The 15,741-nt window shown below is 69.2% G+C and carries 17 protein-coding genes and 1 pseudogene; 10 read left to right on the top strand and 8 right to left on the bottom strand.

The genetic code is table 11. From position 1 onward, the window contains the following. Positions 1-110: 110 nt before the first annotated feature. Positions 111-791 (bottom strand): response regulator transcription factor, encoded by a 681-nt coding sequence (locus PV396_RS26350; protein ID WP_319208640.1) that lies wholly within the window; start codon positions 789-791, stop codon positions 111-113. After that, a complete protein-coding gene (locus PV396_RS26345; RefSeq protein WP_319208639.1) occupies positions 788-2,119 on the bottom strand; it encodes a sensor histidine kinase in 1,332 nt (443 codons plus the stop codon). The genes PV396_RS26350 and PV396_RS26345 overlap by 4 nt, the downstream gene beginning before the upstream one ends. A gap of 202 nt (positions 2,120-2,321) precedes the next feature. Between PV396_RS26345 and phoU the strand changes: the two genes are divergently transcribed. The 5 genes from phoU to PV396_RS26320 all read left to right on the top strand — a co-directional run bounded on the left by phoU (position 2,322) and on the right by PV396_RS26320 (position 6,478). Further along, positions 2,322-3,011 carry a phosphate signaling complex protein PhoU gene (phoU, locus tag PV396_RS26340; protein ID WP_319208638.1) on the top strand — a complete coding sequence of 230 codons (690 nt, stop codon included), beginning with the start codon at positions 2,322-2,324 and terminating at the stop codon, positions 3,009-3,011. A gap of 124 nt (positions 3,012-3,135) precedes the next feature. Continuing rightward, positions 3,136-3,288 (top strand): hypothetical protein, encoded by a 153-nt coding sequence (locus tag PV396_RS26335; protein ID WP_319208637.1) that lies wholly within the window; start codon positions 3,136-3,138, stop codon positions 3,286-3,288. 313 nt (positions 3,289-3,601) lie between these two features. Continuing rightward, positions 3,602-4,738 (top strand): sugar ABC transporter substrate-binding protein, encoded by a 1,137-nt coding sequence (locus PV396_RS26330; RefSeq protein ID WP_319208636.1) that lies wholly within the window; start codon positions 3,602-3,604, stop codon positions 4,736-4,738. Positions 4,739-4,838: 100 nt separating this feature from the next. Next, positions 4,839-5,087, top strand: a complete 249-nt coding sequence (locus PV396_RS26325; RefSeq protein WP_319208634.1) for an SCO4226 family nickel-binding protein — start codon at positions 4,839-4,841, stop codon at positions 5,085-5,087. Positions 5,088-5,710: 623 nt separating this feature from the next. Then, positions 5,711-6,478, top strand: coding sequence for a DUF2637 domain-containing protein (locus PV396_RS26320; protein ID WP_319208632.1), 768 nt, complete (start codon positions 5,711-5,713; stop codon positions 6,476-6,478). Here the strand turns inward: PV396_RS26320 and PV396_RS26315 are convergent. Together PV396_RS26315 and PV396_RS26310 are read right to left on the bottom strand one after the other, a co-directional pair. Next, complete coding sequence (locus PV396_RS26315; protein WP_319208631.1) at positions 6,432-7,157, bottom strand: PIG-L deacetylase family protein; 726 nt, start codon at positions 7,155-7,157, stop codon at positions 6,432-6,434. The two genes, PV396_RS26320 and PV396_RS26315, sit on opposite strands and share 47 nt — an antisense overlap. 29 nt (positions 7,158-7,186) lie before the next feature. Continuing rightward, positions 7,187-7,513: a GYD domain-containing protein gene (locus PV396_RS26310; protein ID WP_319209309.1), complete on the bottom strand. Its 327-nt coding sequence runs from the start codon at positions 7,511-7,513 to the stop codon at positions 7,187-7,189. Between the two features lie 287 nt (positions 7,514-7,800). On the opposite strand from PV396_RS26310, the pseudogene PV396_RS26305 reads away from it, so the two are divergent. Then, positions 7,801-7,899 (top strand): annotated as a pseudogene (locus PV396_RS26305) (DNA-binding protein); the annotation flags it as partial. A 159-nt stretch (positions 7,900-8,058) separates the two neighbouring features. Here PV396_RS26305 and PV396_RS26300 read toward each other — a convergent pair. Continuing rightward, positions 8,059-8,820, bottom strand: a complete 762-nt coding sequence (locus tag PV396_RS26300) for a phosphoglyceromutase (protein ID WP_319208630.1) — start codon at positions 8,818-8,820, stop codon at positions 8,059-8,061. A gap of 161 nt (positions 8,821-8,981) precedes the next feature. On the opposite strand from PV396_RS26300, the gene PV396_RS26295 reads away from it, so the two are divergent. After that, on the top strand, positions 8,982-10,295 hold the full coding sequence (locus PV396_RS26295) for an MFS transporter (RefSeq protein WP_319208628.1): 1,314 nt from the start codon (positions 8,982-8,984) through the stop codon (positions 10,293-10,295). Here the strand turns inward: PV396_RS26295 and PV396_RS26290 are convergent. Next, on the bottom strand, positions 10,270-10,704 hold the full coding sequence (locus PV396_RS26290; protein WP_319208626.1) for a DUF2000 domain-containing protein: 435 nt from the start codon (positions 10,702-10,704) through the stop codon (positions 10,270-10,272). The two genes, PV396_RS26295 and PV396_RS26290, sit on opposite strands and share 26 nt — an antisense overlap. Between PV396_RS26290 and PV396_RS26285 the strand changes: the two genes are divergently transcribed. Continuing rightward, entirely contained in the window at positions 10,703-11,578 is an 876-nt protein-coding gene (locus PV396_RS26285) for an AraC family transcriptional regulator (RefSeq protein ID WP_319209307.1), read from the top strand. The genes PV396_RS26290 and PV396_RS26285 overlap by 2 nt on opposite strands. Here the strand turns inward: PV396_RS26285 and PV396_RS26280 are convergent. Together PV396_RS26280 and mshA are read right to left on the bottom strand one after the other, a co-directional pair. Beyond that, complete coding sequence (locus tag PV396_RS26280) at positions 11,553-12,071, bottom strand: YbjN domain-containing protein (protein WP_319208624.1); 519 nt, start codon at positions 12,069-12,071, stop codon at positions 11,553-11,555. The two genes, PV396_RS26285 and PV396_RS26280, sit on opposite strands and share 26 nt — an antisense overlap. Continuing rightward, complete coding sequence (gene mshA, locus PV396_RS26275; protein ID WP_416071474.1) at positions 12,064-13,368, bottom strand: D-inositol-3-phosphate glycosyltransferase; 1,305 nt, start codon at positions 13,366-13,368, stop codon at positions 12,064-12,066. Before mshA ends, PV396_RS26280 begins: the two co-directional genes overlap by 8 nt. 146 nt (positions 13,369-13,514) lie before the next feature. Between mshA and PV396_RS26270 the strand changes: the two genes are divergently transcribed. After that, the gene (locus PV396_RS26270; protein ID WP_319208622.1) at positions 13,515-14,327 is read left to right on the top strand and encodes a class I SAM-dependent methyltransferase; all 813 of its coding nucleotides are present in this window, start codon (positions 13,515-13,517) and stop codon (positions 14,325-14,327) included. A 216-nt stretch (positions 14,328-14,543) separates the two neighbouring features. Further along, positions 14,544-15,641, top strand: coding sequence for an NlpC/P60 family protein (locus PV396_RS26265; RefSeq protein WP_319208620.1), 1,098 nt, complete (start codon positions 14,544-14,546; stop codon positions 15,639-15,641). The last annotated feature ends 100 nt before the right edge of the window (positions 15,642-15,741 follow it).

The raw sequence follows: 15,741 nt of genomic DNA, 5'->3' as shown, positions 1-15,741 counted from the left end.
CACTGGACCGTCGTACCCGAGCACTACGTACGCCGAAGGGCGGGGCCTCCTGGGAGAGGTCCCGCCCTTCGGCGTACGGACGCGGGTCGCTGCCGGGTGTCCGGGCCGGTTTACGGCTCGAACTTGTATCCGAGGCCGCGGACCGTGACCAGGTATCTGGGGGCGCCCGGGTCCGGCTCGATCTTGGCGCGCAGGCGCTTGACGTGGACGTCGAGGGTCTTGGTGTCACCCACGTAGTCGGCGCCCCACACCCGGTCGATGAGCTGCATACGGGTCAGCACGCGGCCGGCGTTGCGCAGCAGCATCTCCAGCAGGTCGAACTCCTTGAGCGGGAGGTCGACCTTGCCGCCTGCGACGGTGACCACATGGCGGTCGACGTCCATGCGGACCGGGCCGGCCTCCAGCGCGGCCGGGGTGACCTCCTCGGGCTCGCCTCGGCGGCGCAGGACGGCGCGGATGCGGGCGACCAGTTCGCGGGAGGAGAAGGGCTTGGTGACGTAGTCGTCGGCCCCTATCTCCAGGCCGACGACCTTGTCGATCTCGCTGTCCTTGGCGGTGACCATGATCACCGGGACGTTGGACTTGACGCGCAGCTGACGGCAGACCTCCGTGCCGGGCAGGCCCGGCAGCATCAGGTCGAGGAGGACGAGGTCGGCGCCGTTGCGCTCGAACTCGTCGAGTCCGTCGGGCCCGGTGGCCGCGATGGCGACCTCGAAACCCTCCTTGCGGAGCATGTAGGAAAGGGCGTCGGAGAAGGACTCCTCGTCCTCGACGACGAGCACTCGGGTCACGGAAGGACCTCCGGGGCGTGGAGCGGATCGTAAGGGGATGTGCCGGTGGTCCGGTCGGCCTCTTCGCCGGGGTCGGACGGTCCGGCCCCGGCGTGTGGGTCGGGGTCGGAGTCTGGGAGTGACTCGGGGTGGGAGTCATGGTCGTACAGGTGCGGCCGGTTCGCTCGGGATCGGCGGCCGGTGCCCGCCTCCGGCAGCCGCAGGGTGAACGTGGAGCCCTGGCCCTCGGAGCTCCACACCGTGACCTCGCCGCCGTGCGAGGCGGCCACGTGTTTGACGATCGCCAGCCCGAGGCCCGTACCGCCGGTGGCGCGGGAGCGGGCGGGGTCGACGCGGTAGAAGCGCTCGAAGATGCGCTCCTTGTCCTTGTCGGAGATGCCGATGCCCTGGTCGGTGACGGCGACCTCGATGAGGTCGCCGCCCGGGGCGTTCACCCGGCGGGCCGCTATGCCGACGCGGGTGGCGGCGGGCGAGTAGTTGACGGCGTTCTCGACGAGGTTGCCGAGGGCTGCGGCGAGCTGGCCGCGGTTGCCCCAGACGCGCAGGTCGGCGGTGCCTCCGGCGGCCATGGTGATGTGCTTGGTACCGGCCTGGTGGCGGCAGCGGTCGACGGCCTCGGCGACGAGTTCGTCCACGCGGACGGGCTCGGCGTCCTCCAGCGGGTCGTCGTTCTGCACCCGGGAGAGGTCGATGAGTTCCTGGACGAGGCTGGTGAGGCGGGTCGCCTCGATCTGCATCCGGCCGGCGAAGCGCTCGACGGCCTCCGGGTCGTCCGAGGCGCCCATGACGGCCTCGGAGAGGAGGGAGAGCGCGCCGGTGGGGGTCTTCAGCTCGTGGCTGACGTTGGCGACGAAGTCGCGGCGTACGGCCTCGATGCGCCGGGCCTCGGTGAGGTCCTCGACGAGCAGGAGGACCAGGCGTGAGCCGAGGGGGGCGACGCGGGCGGAGACGGCGAGGGCCTCGCCGCGGCCGGTGCCGCGTCTGGGGAGGTCCAGTTCGACCTGGCGTATCTCGCCGTCGCGCCGGGTGTCGCGGGCCATCTGGAGCATCGGCTCCACGGAAAGCTTTCCGCCACGGACGAGCCCGAGGGCGTACGCCGCCGAGCTGGCCTTGACGACGGCGTCCGCCTCGTCGAGTACGACGGCCGAGGACCGCAGCACGGACAGCACGGTGTCGACGCCGGGCGGCAGCACGGGGTCGGTGTGCAGGGAGCTGCGGGTGGGGCGCTTCTGGTCGCGCTCGCTCCAGCGGAACGCCAGCATGGCGATGACACCGGTGAGCACCCCGGCGATCGCTGCCGCTGCGGCGACTGCCGCGTTCACGTCCATGCGTCCAGGTTAGGCATGGGGCACGACCTGGCCACAGCCATCAACGTGCGTCCTCGAACACTCGTCGCCCAGAGTTCACCTTGGAGCCAGTATTGATTCATTTGTCGGGGCGGAAATCGACTCGTACAGGGCCGAACGTGGGAGCGTGGGGGTCACGGGGCCCGCTGTTCGCCCCCGAACGGACGTCAAGAGAGGGAACCTGATGCGTGACGCGTACCACGAGGAACTTGACTCGATCGGCGATAGTCTGGTCGAAATGGCCCGACTTGTCGGGTCGGCGATCGGGCGTGCCACGACGGCGATCCTCGACGCCGACCTGAAACTGGCCGAAAGCGTCATCGAGGCGGACGCCAAGGTCGACGAACTCCAGCACGACCTGGAAGGCCGGGCCATAGCGCTGCTCGCCCGCCAGCAGCCGGTCGCCACCGACCTGCGGATCGTCGTGACGTCGCTGCGGATGAGCGCCGACCTCGAGCGGTCGGGCGACCTGGCCCAGCACGTCGCCAAGCTGGCCCGGCTACGCTTCCCGGACCGCGCGGTCCCGCGTGACCTGCACGCCACGATCCTGGAGATGGGCCAGCTCGCGCAGCGCCTGATGGCGAAGGCGGCCGAGGTCATCATCACCAAGGACGTCGATCTGGCGATGCAACTGGAGACGGACGACGACGAGATGGACCTCCTGCACCGCACGCTCTTCCGGCACCTGATCGACGAGCGCTGGAAGCACGGCATCGAGACGGCGGTCGACGTCACGCTCCTCGGCCGTTACTACGAGCGGTTCGCGGACCACGCGGTGTCGGTCGCCAAGCGTGTGGTGTTCCTGGTGACGGGTGAGCACGCGGACGAGCTGCAGCAGGACGTACAGCCGCCGACGGGCGTCGAGGGCGCGTAACCCCGCGAGCCTCCGTGCGCCGTTGATGCGCCCGGCGGGCCGGGGGTGCAATGGGGAGAAGGCACAAGAGCACAGGAGCCCGAGAGGGCGCCCGTCTCCAGGACCAGCTCTCCAGGAGGGCCCCATGGCCGAGACCCCCAGCACGCCCGACCCGACGCGGGAACGCGAGACGCAGCATCCCGCCGAGATCAAGAAGCTGCCCCTGTTCGGCGCCTGCGGCTGCGGCTCCGGGTGCGGGTGCGGCTGCCAGTCGGGCAATCCCTGCCAGTGCGGTTGACGCGCCGCCCGTAGACACGGCATCGCCTGTGGACCCTGTCTCCCGTCGCGGAGGCAGGGTCCCTTTGTGTGGGGTTTGTGTGCGCCGAGGCCTTCGCCCCCTTTCCGAGCGGCGGAAGTCGACCTCGTTCACGTTCGAACAGGCATACACTTCACACCAGTTGACGCTCAGACGTCGTCCATGCACAACAGACACCCTGTTGCCATCTCGTTAACCAGCACTTCTTGACGTCACGTGCTGCCGCCGCGTTGGCTTCCTTATCTGTTCTGCATCTGGGTTCGTCATGCTGTTCCCCGCCTGGAAGGCACCTCCCGTGAACGCTCGCACCCCCCGTCGGACCGCCGCACGCCGTATCGCCATCGCGGTGACGGCGGCTGCCTCGGCCCTCTCGCTCGCCGCGTGCGGCGTCCTGGACGGCACCGGCGGAAGCAGCGGCTCCGCGACGCCCAAGAAGGGCGACGACATCACGGTGGGGCTCCTCCTGCCCGACAAGAAGACCAAGCGCTTCGAGAAGTTCGACTACCCGCTCTTCAAGAAGCAGGTCACCACCCTCACCAACGGCAAGGGCAAGGTCCTCTACGCCAACGCCGAGGCGGACGAGGCCAAGCAGAGCAGGCAGCTCGAGGAGATGATCTCCGAGAAGGTGGACGTCCTCGTGGTGGACGCGATCGACTCCAAGACCATCGCGCCGTCGATCGAGAAGGCCAAGGACGCGGGCATACCGGTCATCGCGTACGACCGGCTCGCGGAGGGCCCGATCGACGCGTACGTCTCCCACGACAACGAACTCGTCGGCGAGGTACAGGGCCGCTCGATCCTCGAGGCCCTCGGCACGAAGGCCACCAGCAGCAAGATCGTCATGATCAACGGCTCGCTCACGGACCCGAACACGGCCCGGTTCCAGACCGGCGCGATGGACGAGCTCAAGGGCAAGGTCCAGATCGCGGCGTCCTACAACACCAAGGACTGGCTGCCCGAGGTCGCCAAGACCAACATGGAGACGGCGATCAGGACCGTCGGGCTGAACAACATCGCCGCCGTCTACTCGGCGAACGACGGCATGGCCGGCGCGGTCATCGACGCGCTGAAGGAGGCGGGCGCCTCCAAGATCCCGCCGGTGACCGGGCAGGACGCGGACCTCGCGGCGGTCCAGCGGATCGTTTCCGGCGAGCAGTACATGAGCGTCTACAAGTCGTTCATCCTGGAGGCCAACAACGCCGCGTCCATGGCGGTGGCCAAGGTCCAGGGCCGCTCGATCGAGTTCGACGCGCTGACCCGCGACAAGGTCGACAGCCCGACGCAGAAGGACATCCCCTCGATGCTGGTGCCGGTGGTGGCCCTCACGAAGGACAACATCAAGGACACCGTGATCCAGGACGGCGTCTACACGATCCAGGACATCTGCACTCCGGAGTTCGCGGCGGACTGCGCGGAGATCGGACTGAAGTAGGCAGCGCTCGCCGGGGCGGGCGTACGGGCTGAAGATGGAGAGCAGGCAGGCCGTACGACACAGGAGTGCGACCCGGATCAGGGATAGGAGGTGCGACGCCATGCCCCAGTTCATGGACGTCCACCACGGCATGGAAGGCATCACCGCCGACCAGCTGCACCAGGCCCACCAGGCCGACCTGGACATCGAGAAGGACGAGGCGGTCCACTTCGAGAAGGCCTGGGCGGACCCCGCCTCCGGCACGGTCTACTGCCTCTCGGAAGCCCCCTCGGCGGAAGCGGTCCAGCGGATCCACGAACGTGCCGGGCATCGGGCGGACGAGATCCATCCGGTGCCGCTGACGGTGTGAGGGCCAGCGCCTGCGCGGGCGTGCTCACCAGGTCTTCGGCGAGCCCACCCGCGCCGGGTGCTGCCGACGCCGTCGGCCCTGACGCCACCGCTCCATCCTGGGAATCCGCGACCGATTCCCCCTAGCTCCCCGTGAGTCTCACCGCCATCTGGCGCGCGAAAATCCTATTTTCTACTCAAAAAGAATCGAGAAGACAAGCAGCTCGACCCATAACATGCGGAGGTGCGGATGACATTAATTAAGAAACGCTCTCCCTAACGATTCCCCTGGGTCAGGGTCACTCGTTTGCCGCGCATCCGGGAGAGATGGAGCGCGTTAGCGGGATATGACGAAACCAAGGTTTCACGGCTTGCCCCACCGCAGCACGGGGAAGGGCTTGCCTGCGATCGGCGATGCGACAGCGAGGAAATATAATTACGTGCCCGGGCTGGCGCGCTCGGTCCTCGAGTCGTGCGGCCGCTTGGGCGGAGGGGGCGCGCTGGCCGAACTCCCAAGTGTTCAGTCCATGCTCCGCGAGTTCCTCGCGCTACTGCAGGCGGCCCAGGAGGAGCTTGATCAACGGTGGAACGATCAGGAAAAGTCAGGCTCTTACACGGACCGCGCGTGACGGGGGGCGGATTTCCATGAATCGCGACTATGCGAATCCCTCCTTTGTGAGCCGTGAATGGCAACCCAGCACATACTCATACGGGTCCGGTGCTGACCGGCACGGTAGTCCTGACGATTCCCTGCACTCCGGGGTTCCGTTGACACCCCCCGACTCGGCCTGGGACCCGGTCGAGGAACTTGCCTATCTCTTGCAGGAGGCCGTTCCAGCGGAGCAGGTGTCTGTGGTGCCGCCGCCTCACAGCGAGCCGTCATCCGACGTCAACTTCGCCGAACCCATGAAGAACCTGGCGCAGATCACCGCTCAGCTTCCTCCCATCCGGCGATCTTCTGCCGGGCATCGGAAAATGGGAGCCGGAAACCTCCGACTCGCATGGTTGCAGACTGGCAGCTTCGTTATCGTCGCCTTCGTTGCCGTCATCGTGGCGATGGTCAGCGTCTTCGGTGGCATGGCGGCTTACGGGCCTCTGCAGAATATTGCAACCGGCACAAAGAGCGAAATGATTCCTCAATGGCCTCTTCTGGTGTATGGCCCCTGGATGGTGGCGTCGCTCTCGATCCTGCGAACTGCTTTGCATCGGCGCCGAGCCTTGCACTCATGGTTCATTGTTCTGCTGTTTTCCTTCGTCGCCATCATGCTGTGCGTAGCACAGGCCGACCGGACCGTGACCGCTATGGCCGGAGCTGCCCTACCCGCCGTCGCGTCCCTGGCGTGCTTCCAGCAACTGGTCCGACAAATCACATTGACGCTGCCACCACGGAAGACCCCCCGACACCGTCAGTAGTTGAAGTCGGGTGAGTCCTGCACCGGATCCGGCCCGCCCGTGCGCCGCCTGAGCTGAATACGAGACGGGGTGCCGGGTATTGCGGCATCAACAGGCTGAAAACGGGAACCGGTGGACGAGTCAGGATTCTCATCACGGGGGCTGCCCTGCCTGGCTCATCGATCTGAGAACGGTGCGCGGCCGGCGCTGCTTGCTTCTGCCGGGCGAACTTCCGCACATTGATCCGGTGCGTGATGGCCGCGCAAGGGGTATATGCAGCCCGCATCGCTCGGGAGTCATAGCGGCATAGGACACCCATCAGCCGGAGTGCACTCACGACTTTGGCGATCGGCTCGCGCGGCAACGTCGCCTCCAGCACTCGTGGGACGCCCGCCAACCGGGCGGCGCGTTTGCCGACCTCGCGCACTCTGACATGGTCGCGATGACCGTAACCGCCGTTGGCGTCATAACTGAGCAGGAGAGCCACCTTCTCCTCGCGCAGGATCACGGCCAGCCGCTCGGAGGCATCCTCAGTTTCCGCACGGCCGAAGCGCGTGCGGTCCGGGGGTTCGGGATGGAGGATCGCGCCGTGGCCGCTGTCCGCGTAGCCCAGATGGACGACGCGATGGACGCCGAGTGCCTTCGCACTCGCGCGCAGTTCGGCCAGCCGAGGCGTGTCACCGTCTGATGCGGGGCCCATGAGTCCGTCACACCCGGCCACCTGGACCGCTACGTGCCGGGGGCCCGGTACTGGACTTGCCCGGCTTTGCGCAGGGCATCCATGGTTTCGTCGATGCTCAGGAGAACAGTCGTCTCAAACGAGCTGAGTGCGCCGCCTCCGCTGATCGCCAGGGCGACCGCGGCCATGGAGACGTTGTCGGGGGCCTCCCACAAGTTGTAGCCGTCGCGGGTGCCGAACGCATACCAGAAGCCGTGTAGCTTGCCGCCGACGGACTCGATGTACGCCTGAGCGGCCTTTGCACGGTCCTCGGGGTGGCCGATGAGTCTCGCCCAGGTCTCCGGCGTGTAGCTGAACCTTGATAGATAGAGCGGCATCATGTCTCCCTTTCGTCCCAGCAAGGGATGCCCCCGCAGGGAGATACGTCCCCGAGGCCGCGCGTATCTCCCCCGAATGGCCGGGATGATGACCGGCATGGCCACTGCCGTGAGCGACGCCGCCCGCATCGGAACTACGGCATCGAAACCCTCGGCTTGGGAAGCTGCGATCATTCGAGGCTCGTTCGGGTGCTGACCTGGGCGAACGGCTAAGGGGTGGCCTCGTCGGGCGTGACTGCGTTCCCCCGTGATTCCCCGCTGTTTCCCGCTCGGTCCGACGCCTCGCCCTGGCCGACGTGGCCACCGAACCGCGCGCCACGCCCTCGCAGTACCTGACACCTGACGACCTGGTGGAAATGTTCGAGCTACCCAGCGTCGAGACGGTCGTAGGCCCAGGCGGTACGGAGAAGCCCAGGAGCTTCCCCGGCGCGGGCAGTACCGCCCGCCGGCCGATCAACCGGCTGAGGTCCCAGGGACGGTCCAGGCCCACCAAAAAGCCCCCTACCGGCAAAGAACCCGCAGGCAGGGGGCTTGATCAGTAACGCTTACTTCTTCTTGCCCTGGTTCTTGACCGCCTCGATCGCCGCCGCGGCCGCGTCCGGGTCGAGGTAGGTCCCCCCCGGCTTCACCGGCTTGAAGTCGGCGTCCAGTTCGTACGCCAGCGGGATGCCCGTCGGGATGTTCAGGCCGGAGATCGCCTCGTCGGAGATGCCGTCCAGGTGCTTGACCAGGCCTCGGAGGCTGTTGCCGTGGGCCGCCACCAGGACCGTACGGCCGGCCAGAAGGTCGGGGACGATGCCGTCGTACCAGTACGGGAGCATGCGGACGACGACGTCCTTCAGGCACTCCGTGCGGGGGCGCAGCTCCGGGGGGATCGCCGCGTAGCGGGGATCGGCCGACTGGGAGAACTCCGTGCCGTCCTCGAGGGGCGGGGGCGGGGTGTCGTACGAGCGGCGCCAGAGCATGAACTGCTCCTCGCCGAACTCGGCGAGCGTCTGGGCCTTGTCCTTGCCCTGGAGGGCGCCGTAGTGGCGCTCGTTGAGGCGCCAGCTGCGGTGGACGGGGATCCAGTGGCGGTCCGCGGACTCCAGGGCGAGCTGGGCCGTGCGGATCGCGCGCTTCTGGAGGGACGTGTGGACCACGTCGGGGAGCAGGCCGGCGTCCTTGAGCAGCTCACCGCCGCGGACCGCCTCCTTCTCGCCCTTCTCGTTGAGGTTGACGTCCACCCAACCGGTGAACAGGTTCTTCGCGTTCCATTCGCTCTCGCCGTGGCGGAGGAGGATCAGCTTGTACGGTGCGTCGGCCATGCCCCGAGCGTAATAGAACGTCCGGATCGGTTGTACGGCTGCCCGGCCACCGGACGGTGGGGGGACGGTTGACGGGATCTGTTAATTCACTGGCTCCCCCTCGTGAGCCGCTCGTAAGTTGTCATCACCGTTTGAGCTGCTTACGTCCGTGGGGGATACCTGTGTCAGTCGCCGCCCTGAAACGCGCTGCCCGCGAATCCGTCTCCGGGCTGCCCCGCGAGTTCTGGTGGCTGTGGACCAGCACCCTCGTCAACCGGCTCGGGGCGTTCGTCGCCACGTTCATGGCGATCTATCTGACCCTCGACCGCGGCTACTCCGCCTCGTACGCCGGTCTGGTCGTCGCGCTGCACGGGCTCGGCGGGGTCGTGTCGTCGATCGGCGGCGGTGTCATGACCGACCGGCTCGGGCGGCGCCCCACACTCCTCATCGCGCAGTCGGCAACGGCCTTCTCCGTCGCGCTGCTCGGCTTCGTGCACGATCCCGTCGCCATCGCGGCCGTCGCCTTTCTCGTCGGCATGGCGAGCAACGCCTCGCGGCCGGCCGTGCAGGCGATGATGGCGGACATCGTGCGGCCCGAGGACCGCGTCCGCGCGTTCTCCCTGAACTACTGGGCGATCAACCTCGGCTTCGCCGTCTCGTCGGCGGGCGCCGGCTTCATCGCCGAGGTCAGTTACGTCGCCGGGTTCCTCGTGGAGGCCGGTATGACGCTGGCCTGCGCGGTCGTCATCTTCGTCAAGCTGCCCGAGTCACGGCCGACGCACGCCACGAAGGAGGAGCAGGCGGAGGCCTCCGTCGGGCTCGGGACGGTCCTGCGCGACGGGCGGTTCATGACCGTCGTCGGGCTGTGCTTCCTCGTCGCGCTCATCTTCCAGCAGGGCGCGGTCGGGCTGCCGATCGCGATGGGCGAGGCCGGGTTCACCCCGGCGGACTTCGGGATGGTCGTCGCCGTCAACGGCGTACTGATCGTCGCGCTGCAGATCCCGGTGACCCGTTTCATCGAGCACCGGGACACCCGCAAGCTGCTCGTGGCCTCGTCCCTCCTCGCCGGGTACGGGTTCGGGCTCACCGCGTTCGCCGGGTCGGTCGGCGTCTTCGTCCTCACGGTGTGCGTGTGGACGCTGGCCGAGATCGTCAACGCGCCCACGCAGACGGGGCTGGTCGTGCGGCTGTCGCCGGTGCACGGGCGCGGTCGCTATCAGGGCATGTACACGATGTCCTGGTCGGTGGCCGGGCTGGTCGCCCCGCTGATGTCCGGCTTCGTCATCGACCACTTCGGCGCGGAGTGGCTGTGGGGGCTGTGCGCGGTCATCGGGACGGTGGCGGGGGTGGGGTACTGGGCGCTGATGGGGCGGGTTCCGGAGGAGGAACCGGTCGAGGAACCGGTCAAGGAGCCCGCTCCCGTGGACGCGGTTCTCGCCGTCGAGGCCGTCACGGGTGCCGCCGATGCCGTCAGGGGTGCATCCGCGACCCCTTGATCACCTTGTCCACCGGGTTCTTCGGCCCGTACACCGCCAGCCCCACCACATCCAGCTCCCCCGCCCCCACGGCCCGTACCGCCGCCCGGTTGTCGCGGTCGTTGCCCGTGGCGAACAGGTCGGACGTGAACACGGAGCACGGCAGGGCGCGTGACACCGCCCGGCCGTGTGCCGCCTTCAGCGTTTCCTTCGTCGCCTCGAAGACGAGGACCGGCTGACGGAACATGGGCAGGTACGGGGTGCCGTCCGCGTCCTCGTACGGCTCGCCGATCACCTCGGGGACCGTCGTCCCCAGGCCGCTGACCAGGAACGCGGTCACGTTCAGGCGCTGCCAGGGTTCCAGGTCCTCGCGCAGCAGGACGGCGATCTTCGTGTCGAAGCGGATCGGTTCGGTCGGTTCGGTGTTCATGCGTCGAGACTGCCAAGCGTCGTACGCCCCCGTCTTGTACGTTTTTTGCGTGTCCACCCGGCAGGAAGTCTCCGCCTGGCGACCGGCCGTGGCGGGCGTCGTCGAGGTCTTCCACGCCCACTTCACCGAGTACGCCTACCCGATGCACGTACACGACGTCTGGACGCTGCTCATCGTCGACGACGGCGCCGTACGGTACGACCTCGACCGGCACGAGCGGGGCACCCCGCACGACACCGTGACCCTGTTGCCGCCGCATGTGCCGCACAACGGGTCGCCCGCGACTCCGGGCGGATTCCGCAAGCGGGTGCTCTACCTCGACTCCACCCATCTCGGCGACGAGTTGATCGGGGCCGCCGTCGACCGGCCCGATCTGCGCGATCCCCTGCTGCGGCTGCGCGTGGGGCAGTTGCACGGCGCGCTCGTGCGGTCCGGGGAGGAGTTGGAGGCCGCGAGCCGGCTGGCGCTCGTCGCGGAGCGGCTGCGTACACGGTTGCGGGCGGCGACGGACGTACGCCGTCCGGCGCGGGTCGATCCGCCGCTCGCCCGGCGGTTGCGCGAGCTGCTCGACGAGCGGCTCGTCGAGGGGATCGCGCTCGAGGAGGCCGCGCGGCTCGTGCACGCGCATCCCGCGCATCTCGTACGGGCGTTCAGCGCGGCCTTCGGGATGCCGCCGCACCAGTATCTGACGGCCCGGCGGGTCGAGCGCGCCCGGCGGCTGCTCCTCGACGGGCAGTCGCCCGGGGCGGTCGCCACGGCCACCGGGTTCTACGACCAGGCCCATCTCACGCGGCACTTCAGGAAGTTGGTGGGCGTGCCGCCCGGCCGGTACCGGCTGAGCTCGGACGTCAGTCGGTCGTCGGGCTCGTCGTAGGGCTCGTCGTAGGGCGCTGGGTCAGGTGGGCGAACGCGTCGAGGTTGCGGGTCGACTCGCCCCGGGACACCCGCCAGGCGTACTCCTTGCGGATCGCCGACGCGAAACCCAGCTCCAGAAGGGTGTTGAAGCCGCCGTCGGCCGCCTCGAGGACCGAGCCGAGGAGGCGGTCGATCTCGTCGGGGGTGATCGTCGACAGGGGCAGCTTGGCGGTCACGTAGACATCGCCCAGGCGGTCCACCGCGTAACTCACGCCGTACAGCTTGAGGTTGCGTTCCAGGAGCCAGCGGTGGACGCCCGCCTCGTTCTCGTCGGGGTGGCGGATCACGAACGCGTTCAGGGAGAGGGAGTGCTTGCCGACGAGGAGCGAGACCGTCGTCGAGAGTTTGCGGGTGCCCGGGAGTTTCACGACGTAGTTGCCGGGGTTCGGGCTCTCCCAGTCCAGGTCGGCCTCGGTGAGGACCTGCTCGATGATCGACGCCGAATCAGCCATGCAGCGAGCGTACGCGACGCCTGTGGGCGTGCATCGCGGCCGTGTAGACGTCGCCGGTGGCGGCGGCCGAGGCATCCCAGCCGAAGCGGCGCGCATGGCGGGCCGCCGTCGCGCCCATGCGGGCGGTCAGGGTCTCGTTGTCGGCGAATTCGCGCAGCACGCGCGCGTACGCGGCCGGATCGTGGCCCTGTACGAGGAATCCCGTACGCCCTTCGTCGACGGCCACCGGGAGGCCGCCCACCGCCGCCGCCAGCACCGGCGTACCCGCCGCCTGCGCCTCGATGGCGACCAGGCCGAACGATTCGCTGTAGGAGGGCATGACAAGGACGGAGGCCGCCCGGAACCAGTCCGCCAGCTGTTCCTGGCCGACCGGCGGGCGGAACCGTACGACGTCCGCGATGCCCAGGCGGGCGGCCAGCTTCTGCAGGCCCTCCGGCTTGGCCAGACCGCTGCCGCTGGGGCCGCCGACTATCGGCACGACGATGTTGGCGCGCAGCTCGGGGCGCTCGTCCAGGAGGACGGCGACCGCGCGGAGCAGCACGTCAGGGGCCTTCAGGGGCTGGATGCGGCCCGCGAAGAGCGGGATCAGGGCGTCCTGCGGGAGGCCGAGGCGGGCGCGGGCGGCGGCGCGGCCGTCGCCCGGGGAGAAGCGGTCGAGGTTGACGCCCGGGTGGACGACGGCGACCCGGCCGGGGTCGGCGTCGTAGTGGCGTACGAGTTCGTCCGCCTCTTCGGCGGTGTTGGCGATGAGGCGGTCGGCAGCGGCCACGACCTGCATTTCGCCGATCACGCGCGCGGCGGGTTCGGGGTTGTCGCCCTCGGCCAGGGAGGCGTTCTTGACCTTGGCCATCGTGTGCATGGCGTGTACGAGGGGGGCGCCCCAGCGTTCGGCGGCGAGCCAGCCGACGTGGCCGGAGAGCCAGTAGTGCGAGTGCACGAGGTCGTAGTGGCCGGGGCGGTGGCCGGCCCAGGCCTGCATGACGCCGTGCGTGAAGGCGCACAGCTGGGCCGGCAGGTCCTCCTTGGGGAGGCCCTCGTAGGGGCCCGCGTCGATGTGGCGCACCAGGACGCCGGGGGCCAGCTCGACCGTAGGGGGGAGGGCGGCCGTGGTGGCGCGGGTGAAGATCTCGACCTCGATGTTGATCGCGGCGAGGCGCTGCGCGAGCTCGACGATGTAGACGTTCATACCGCCGGCGTCGCCCGTGCCGGGCTGGTGGAGGGGGGAGGTGTGCACGGAGAGCATGGCTACACGGCGGGGCCTGCGGCGGCGGCCCAGTCGGCCGATGTACTGGCTCACGTGGCGTTCCTCCTTCTCTCCACAGATCTCCGAAGGGTCAACACCAGGAGGAGGCGCCTCATTTCCTCTTTGCCCAATCATTGCCGAATTCCGCTCAACCGTTCGATAAGACGTCGCCCCTTACCAACGCCCTTACCCTCGTACCCATGACTCCCCGCGCTTCCGCCCGGCCCGTCGGAACGGTGACGCGCGGGACGACCAACCCCAACCGGCTGCGCCGCATGGACCGCTGGATCGCGGCCACGCACGGCGCCGCCCTGCGCCGCGCCCACTCCCCCGTCGCGGTCGACCTCGGCTACGGCGCCGCGCCGTGGACAGCCGTCGAGCTGCTCGCGCGGCTGCGTACCGTCGCGCCACGCGCGCGCGTGCTGGGCGTCGAGATCGAACCGGCCCGGGTCGCGGCGGCGAAACCGTACGAGCGCGAGGGGCTCGTCTTCCGGCACGGCGGGTTCGAGATCCCGGTGCCGGAGCGGCCGGCGCTCATCCGCGCGGCGAACGTGCTGCGACAGTACGAGGAGGCCGAGGTCGCCGGCGTCTGGGCCCGCCTCTGCGCCCGGCTCGCGCCGGCCACGGACGTCCCCGGGGGCGGGCTGCTCGTCGAGGGGACGTGCGACGAGATCGGGCGCCGGCATGTGTGGGTCGCCCTCGGGCCCGAGGGGCCGCGCACGGTCACCTTCGCGGCCCGGCTCGGCTCCCTCGACCGCCCCTCCGACCTCGCCGAACGCCTCCCGAAGGCCCTCATCCACCGCAACGTCCCCGGCGAACCCGTACACGCGTTCCTGCGCGACTTCGACCGCGCCTGGGCGGCGGCGGCGCCCTACGCCTCGTACGGGGCACGCCAGCGCTGGATCCGCGCGGTGCGGGACCTGACGGCGGACTGGCCGGTGGCGGACGGGGCGGCGCGGTGGCGGCAGGGGGAAGTGACCGTGGCGTGGGGGGCGTTGGCGCCTCGGGGTTGAGCGACGGTTCCCAGGCGGTTCCCAGATGCCTCGAATTGCTTGCAGATCGCGGGCAACGATCATCGTGCGCCGTTCGTCACACATGCAGGGGGCAGGGAAAGGGCAGGCACCTCGCGGGAGGCCTGTTGCTTTCCGCGACGACATGGCACCATCCCCCAGGCGTCCGGAAGTTACTGACGGTTAATCAAGTGGGCGAAAGGTACGGGGGTGCGGGGAATGGGAGCCGGCAAGCGGAGTCTGGTCGCGGCGGCCGTGGGACTGGTCTGTGCGATCACCGTCCTCGGCGGTGCGGGCACCGCGTTCGCGAGCCCCGCCCCGACACCGGCCCCGAAGCCCACCCCCACGCCCGCACCGACTCCGCGCGTGACGCTGCCGCCCAACAAGGACCTCGAAGCCGTACGCAAGAGGCTGGACGCGCTCTACCACGACGCGGCGGTGGCCACGGACGCGTACAACGCGGCGGAGGAGCAGACCGAACGGCAGTCCGCCGAGATCGTCGAACTGGCCCGGGAGATCGTCAAGGGGCAGCAGCGGCTCGCCGAGTTGAAGGACCGCGCGGGTGCCGCGGCCCGCGCCCAGTACCGCTCGGGCGGCCTGCCGCCGGAGGCGCGACTGTGGCTCAGCGATGATCCGCAGGCGTGGCTGGAGGGCGTCAGCCGGGTCCGGCAGGGACAGAAGGCCACCAAGGGCCTGCTGGCCGAAATGACGCGCACCCAGCAGGACTTGGAGCAGTACGCGCAGGACGCCTCGGCCCAGTGGACGAAGCTGGAGGCGAGCCGGAAGGCCAAGGCAGCCGCACAGACGAAGATCAAGGAGCAGGTCGCGGCGGCCGAGAAGCTGGAGTCCCAGCTCGAGAAGAAGGAGAAGGAACGCCTCGCGGAGCTGGAGCGCGAGGCCGCCGCCAGGGCCCAGACGTCCTGGCTCGGCTCCGGCATCCTCAAGGACATCGACGGCAGCGCCACGGCACAGGGCAAGAAGGCCGTGGAGTTCGCGACGGCCCAGATGGGCAAGCCGTACGAGTGGGGCGCCGAGGGCCCGGACACCTTCGACTGCTCGGGCATGACACAGGCGGCCTGGGCGGCGGCCGGCGTCAGGATCCCGCGCACCTCGCAGGAGCAGTGGGCCAAGCTTCCGCACGTCGACGTCAAGGACATGCGTCCCGGCGACCTGATCGTCTACTTCGACGACGCGAGTCACATAGCCATGTACGTGGGCGACGGCACGATGGTGCACGCCCCGCGTCCGGGGCGGACGGTGACGACCGCGGGGGCGGGGTCGATGCCGATACTCGGGGTGGTCCGGCCAGGGGCGTGAGGCTTGGACGGCGCGTGACCGGCCCCACGTGACCCACCGCACCCACCGGCCCCCGCCAACCCTCCCGAGGACGTGACATTCGTCATCCCCGGATGGGCAA

The sequence above is a fragment of the Streptomyces sp. ME02-8801-2C genome (assembly GCF_033793965.1).
Classification (GTDB): domain Bacteria; phylum Actinomycetota; class Actinomycetes; order Streptomycetales; family Streptomycetaceae; genus Streptomyces.
Note: the sequence above shows the minus strand (reverse complement) of the source record. Positions and strands in the feature narration are given on the sequence as shown.

Coding starts and splice junctions, on each gene's coding strand:
- PV396_RS26345 (WP_319208639.1), bottom strand. CDS start 2,119: ATGGACGTGAACGCGGCAGTCGCCGCAGCGGCAGCGATCGCCGGGGTG.
- PV396_RS26290 (WP_319208626.1), bottom strand. CDS start 10,704: ATGAACACCGAACCGACCGAACCGATCCGCTTCGACACGAAGATCGCC.
- phoU (WP_319208638.1), top strand. CDS start 2,322: ATGCGTGACGCGTACCACGAGGAACTTGACTCGATCGGCGATAGTCTG.
- PV396_RS26310 (WP_319209309.1), bottom strand. CDS start 7,513: ATGCCGCTCTATCTATCAAGGTTCAGCTACACGCCGGAGACCTGGGCG.
- PV396_RS26320 (WP_319208632.1), top strand. CDS start 5,711: ATGAATCGCGACTATGCGAATCCCTCCTTTGTGAGCCGTGAATGGCAA.
- PV396_RS26280 (WP_319208624.1), bottom strand. CDS start 12,071: ATGGCTGATTCGGCGTCGATCATCGAGCAGGTCCTCACCGAGGCCGAC.
- PV396_RS26265 (WP_319208620.1), top strand. CDS start 14,544: ATGGGAGCCGGCAAGCGGAGTCTGGTCGCGGCGGCCGTGGGACTGGTC.
- PV396_RS26285 (WP_319209307.1), top strand. CDS start 10,703: ATGCGTCGAGACTGCCAAGCGTCGTACGCCCCCGTCTTGTACGTTTTT.
- PV396_RS26270 (WP_319208622.1), top strand. CDS start 13,515: ATGACTCCCCGCGCTTCCGCCCGGCCCGTCGGAACGGTGACGCGCGGG.
- PV396_RS26315 (WP_319208631.1), bottom strand. CDS start 7,157: ATGGGCCCCGCATCAGACGGTGACACGCCTCGGCTGGCCGAACTGCGC.
- PV396_RS26325 (WP_319208634.1), top strand. CDS start 4,839: ATGCCCCAGTTCATGGACGTCCACCACGGCATGGAAGGCATCACCGCC.
- PV396_RS26335 (WP_319208637.1), top strand. CDS start 3,136: ATGGCCGAGACCCCCAGCACGCCCGACCCGACGCGGGAACGCGAGACG.
- PV396_RS26300 (WP_319208630.1), bottom strand. CDS start 8,820: ATGGCCGACGCACCGTACAAGCTGATCCTCCTCCGCCACGGCGAGAGC.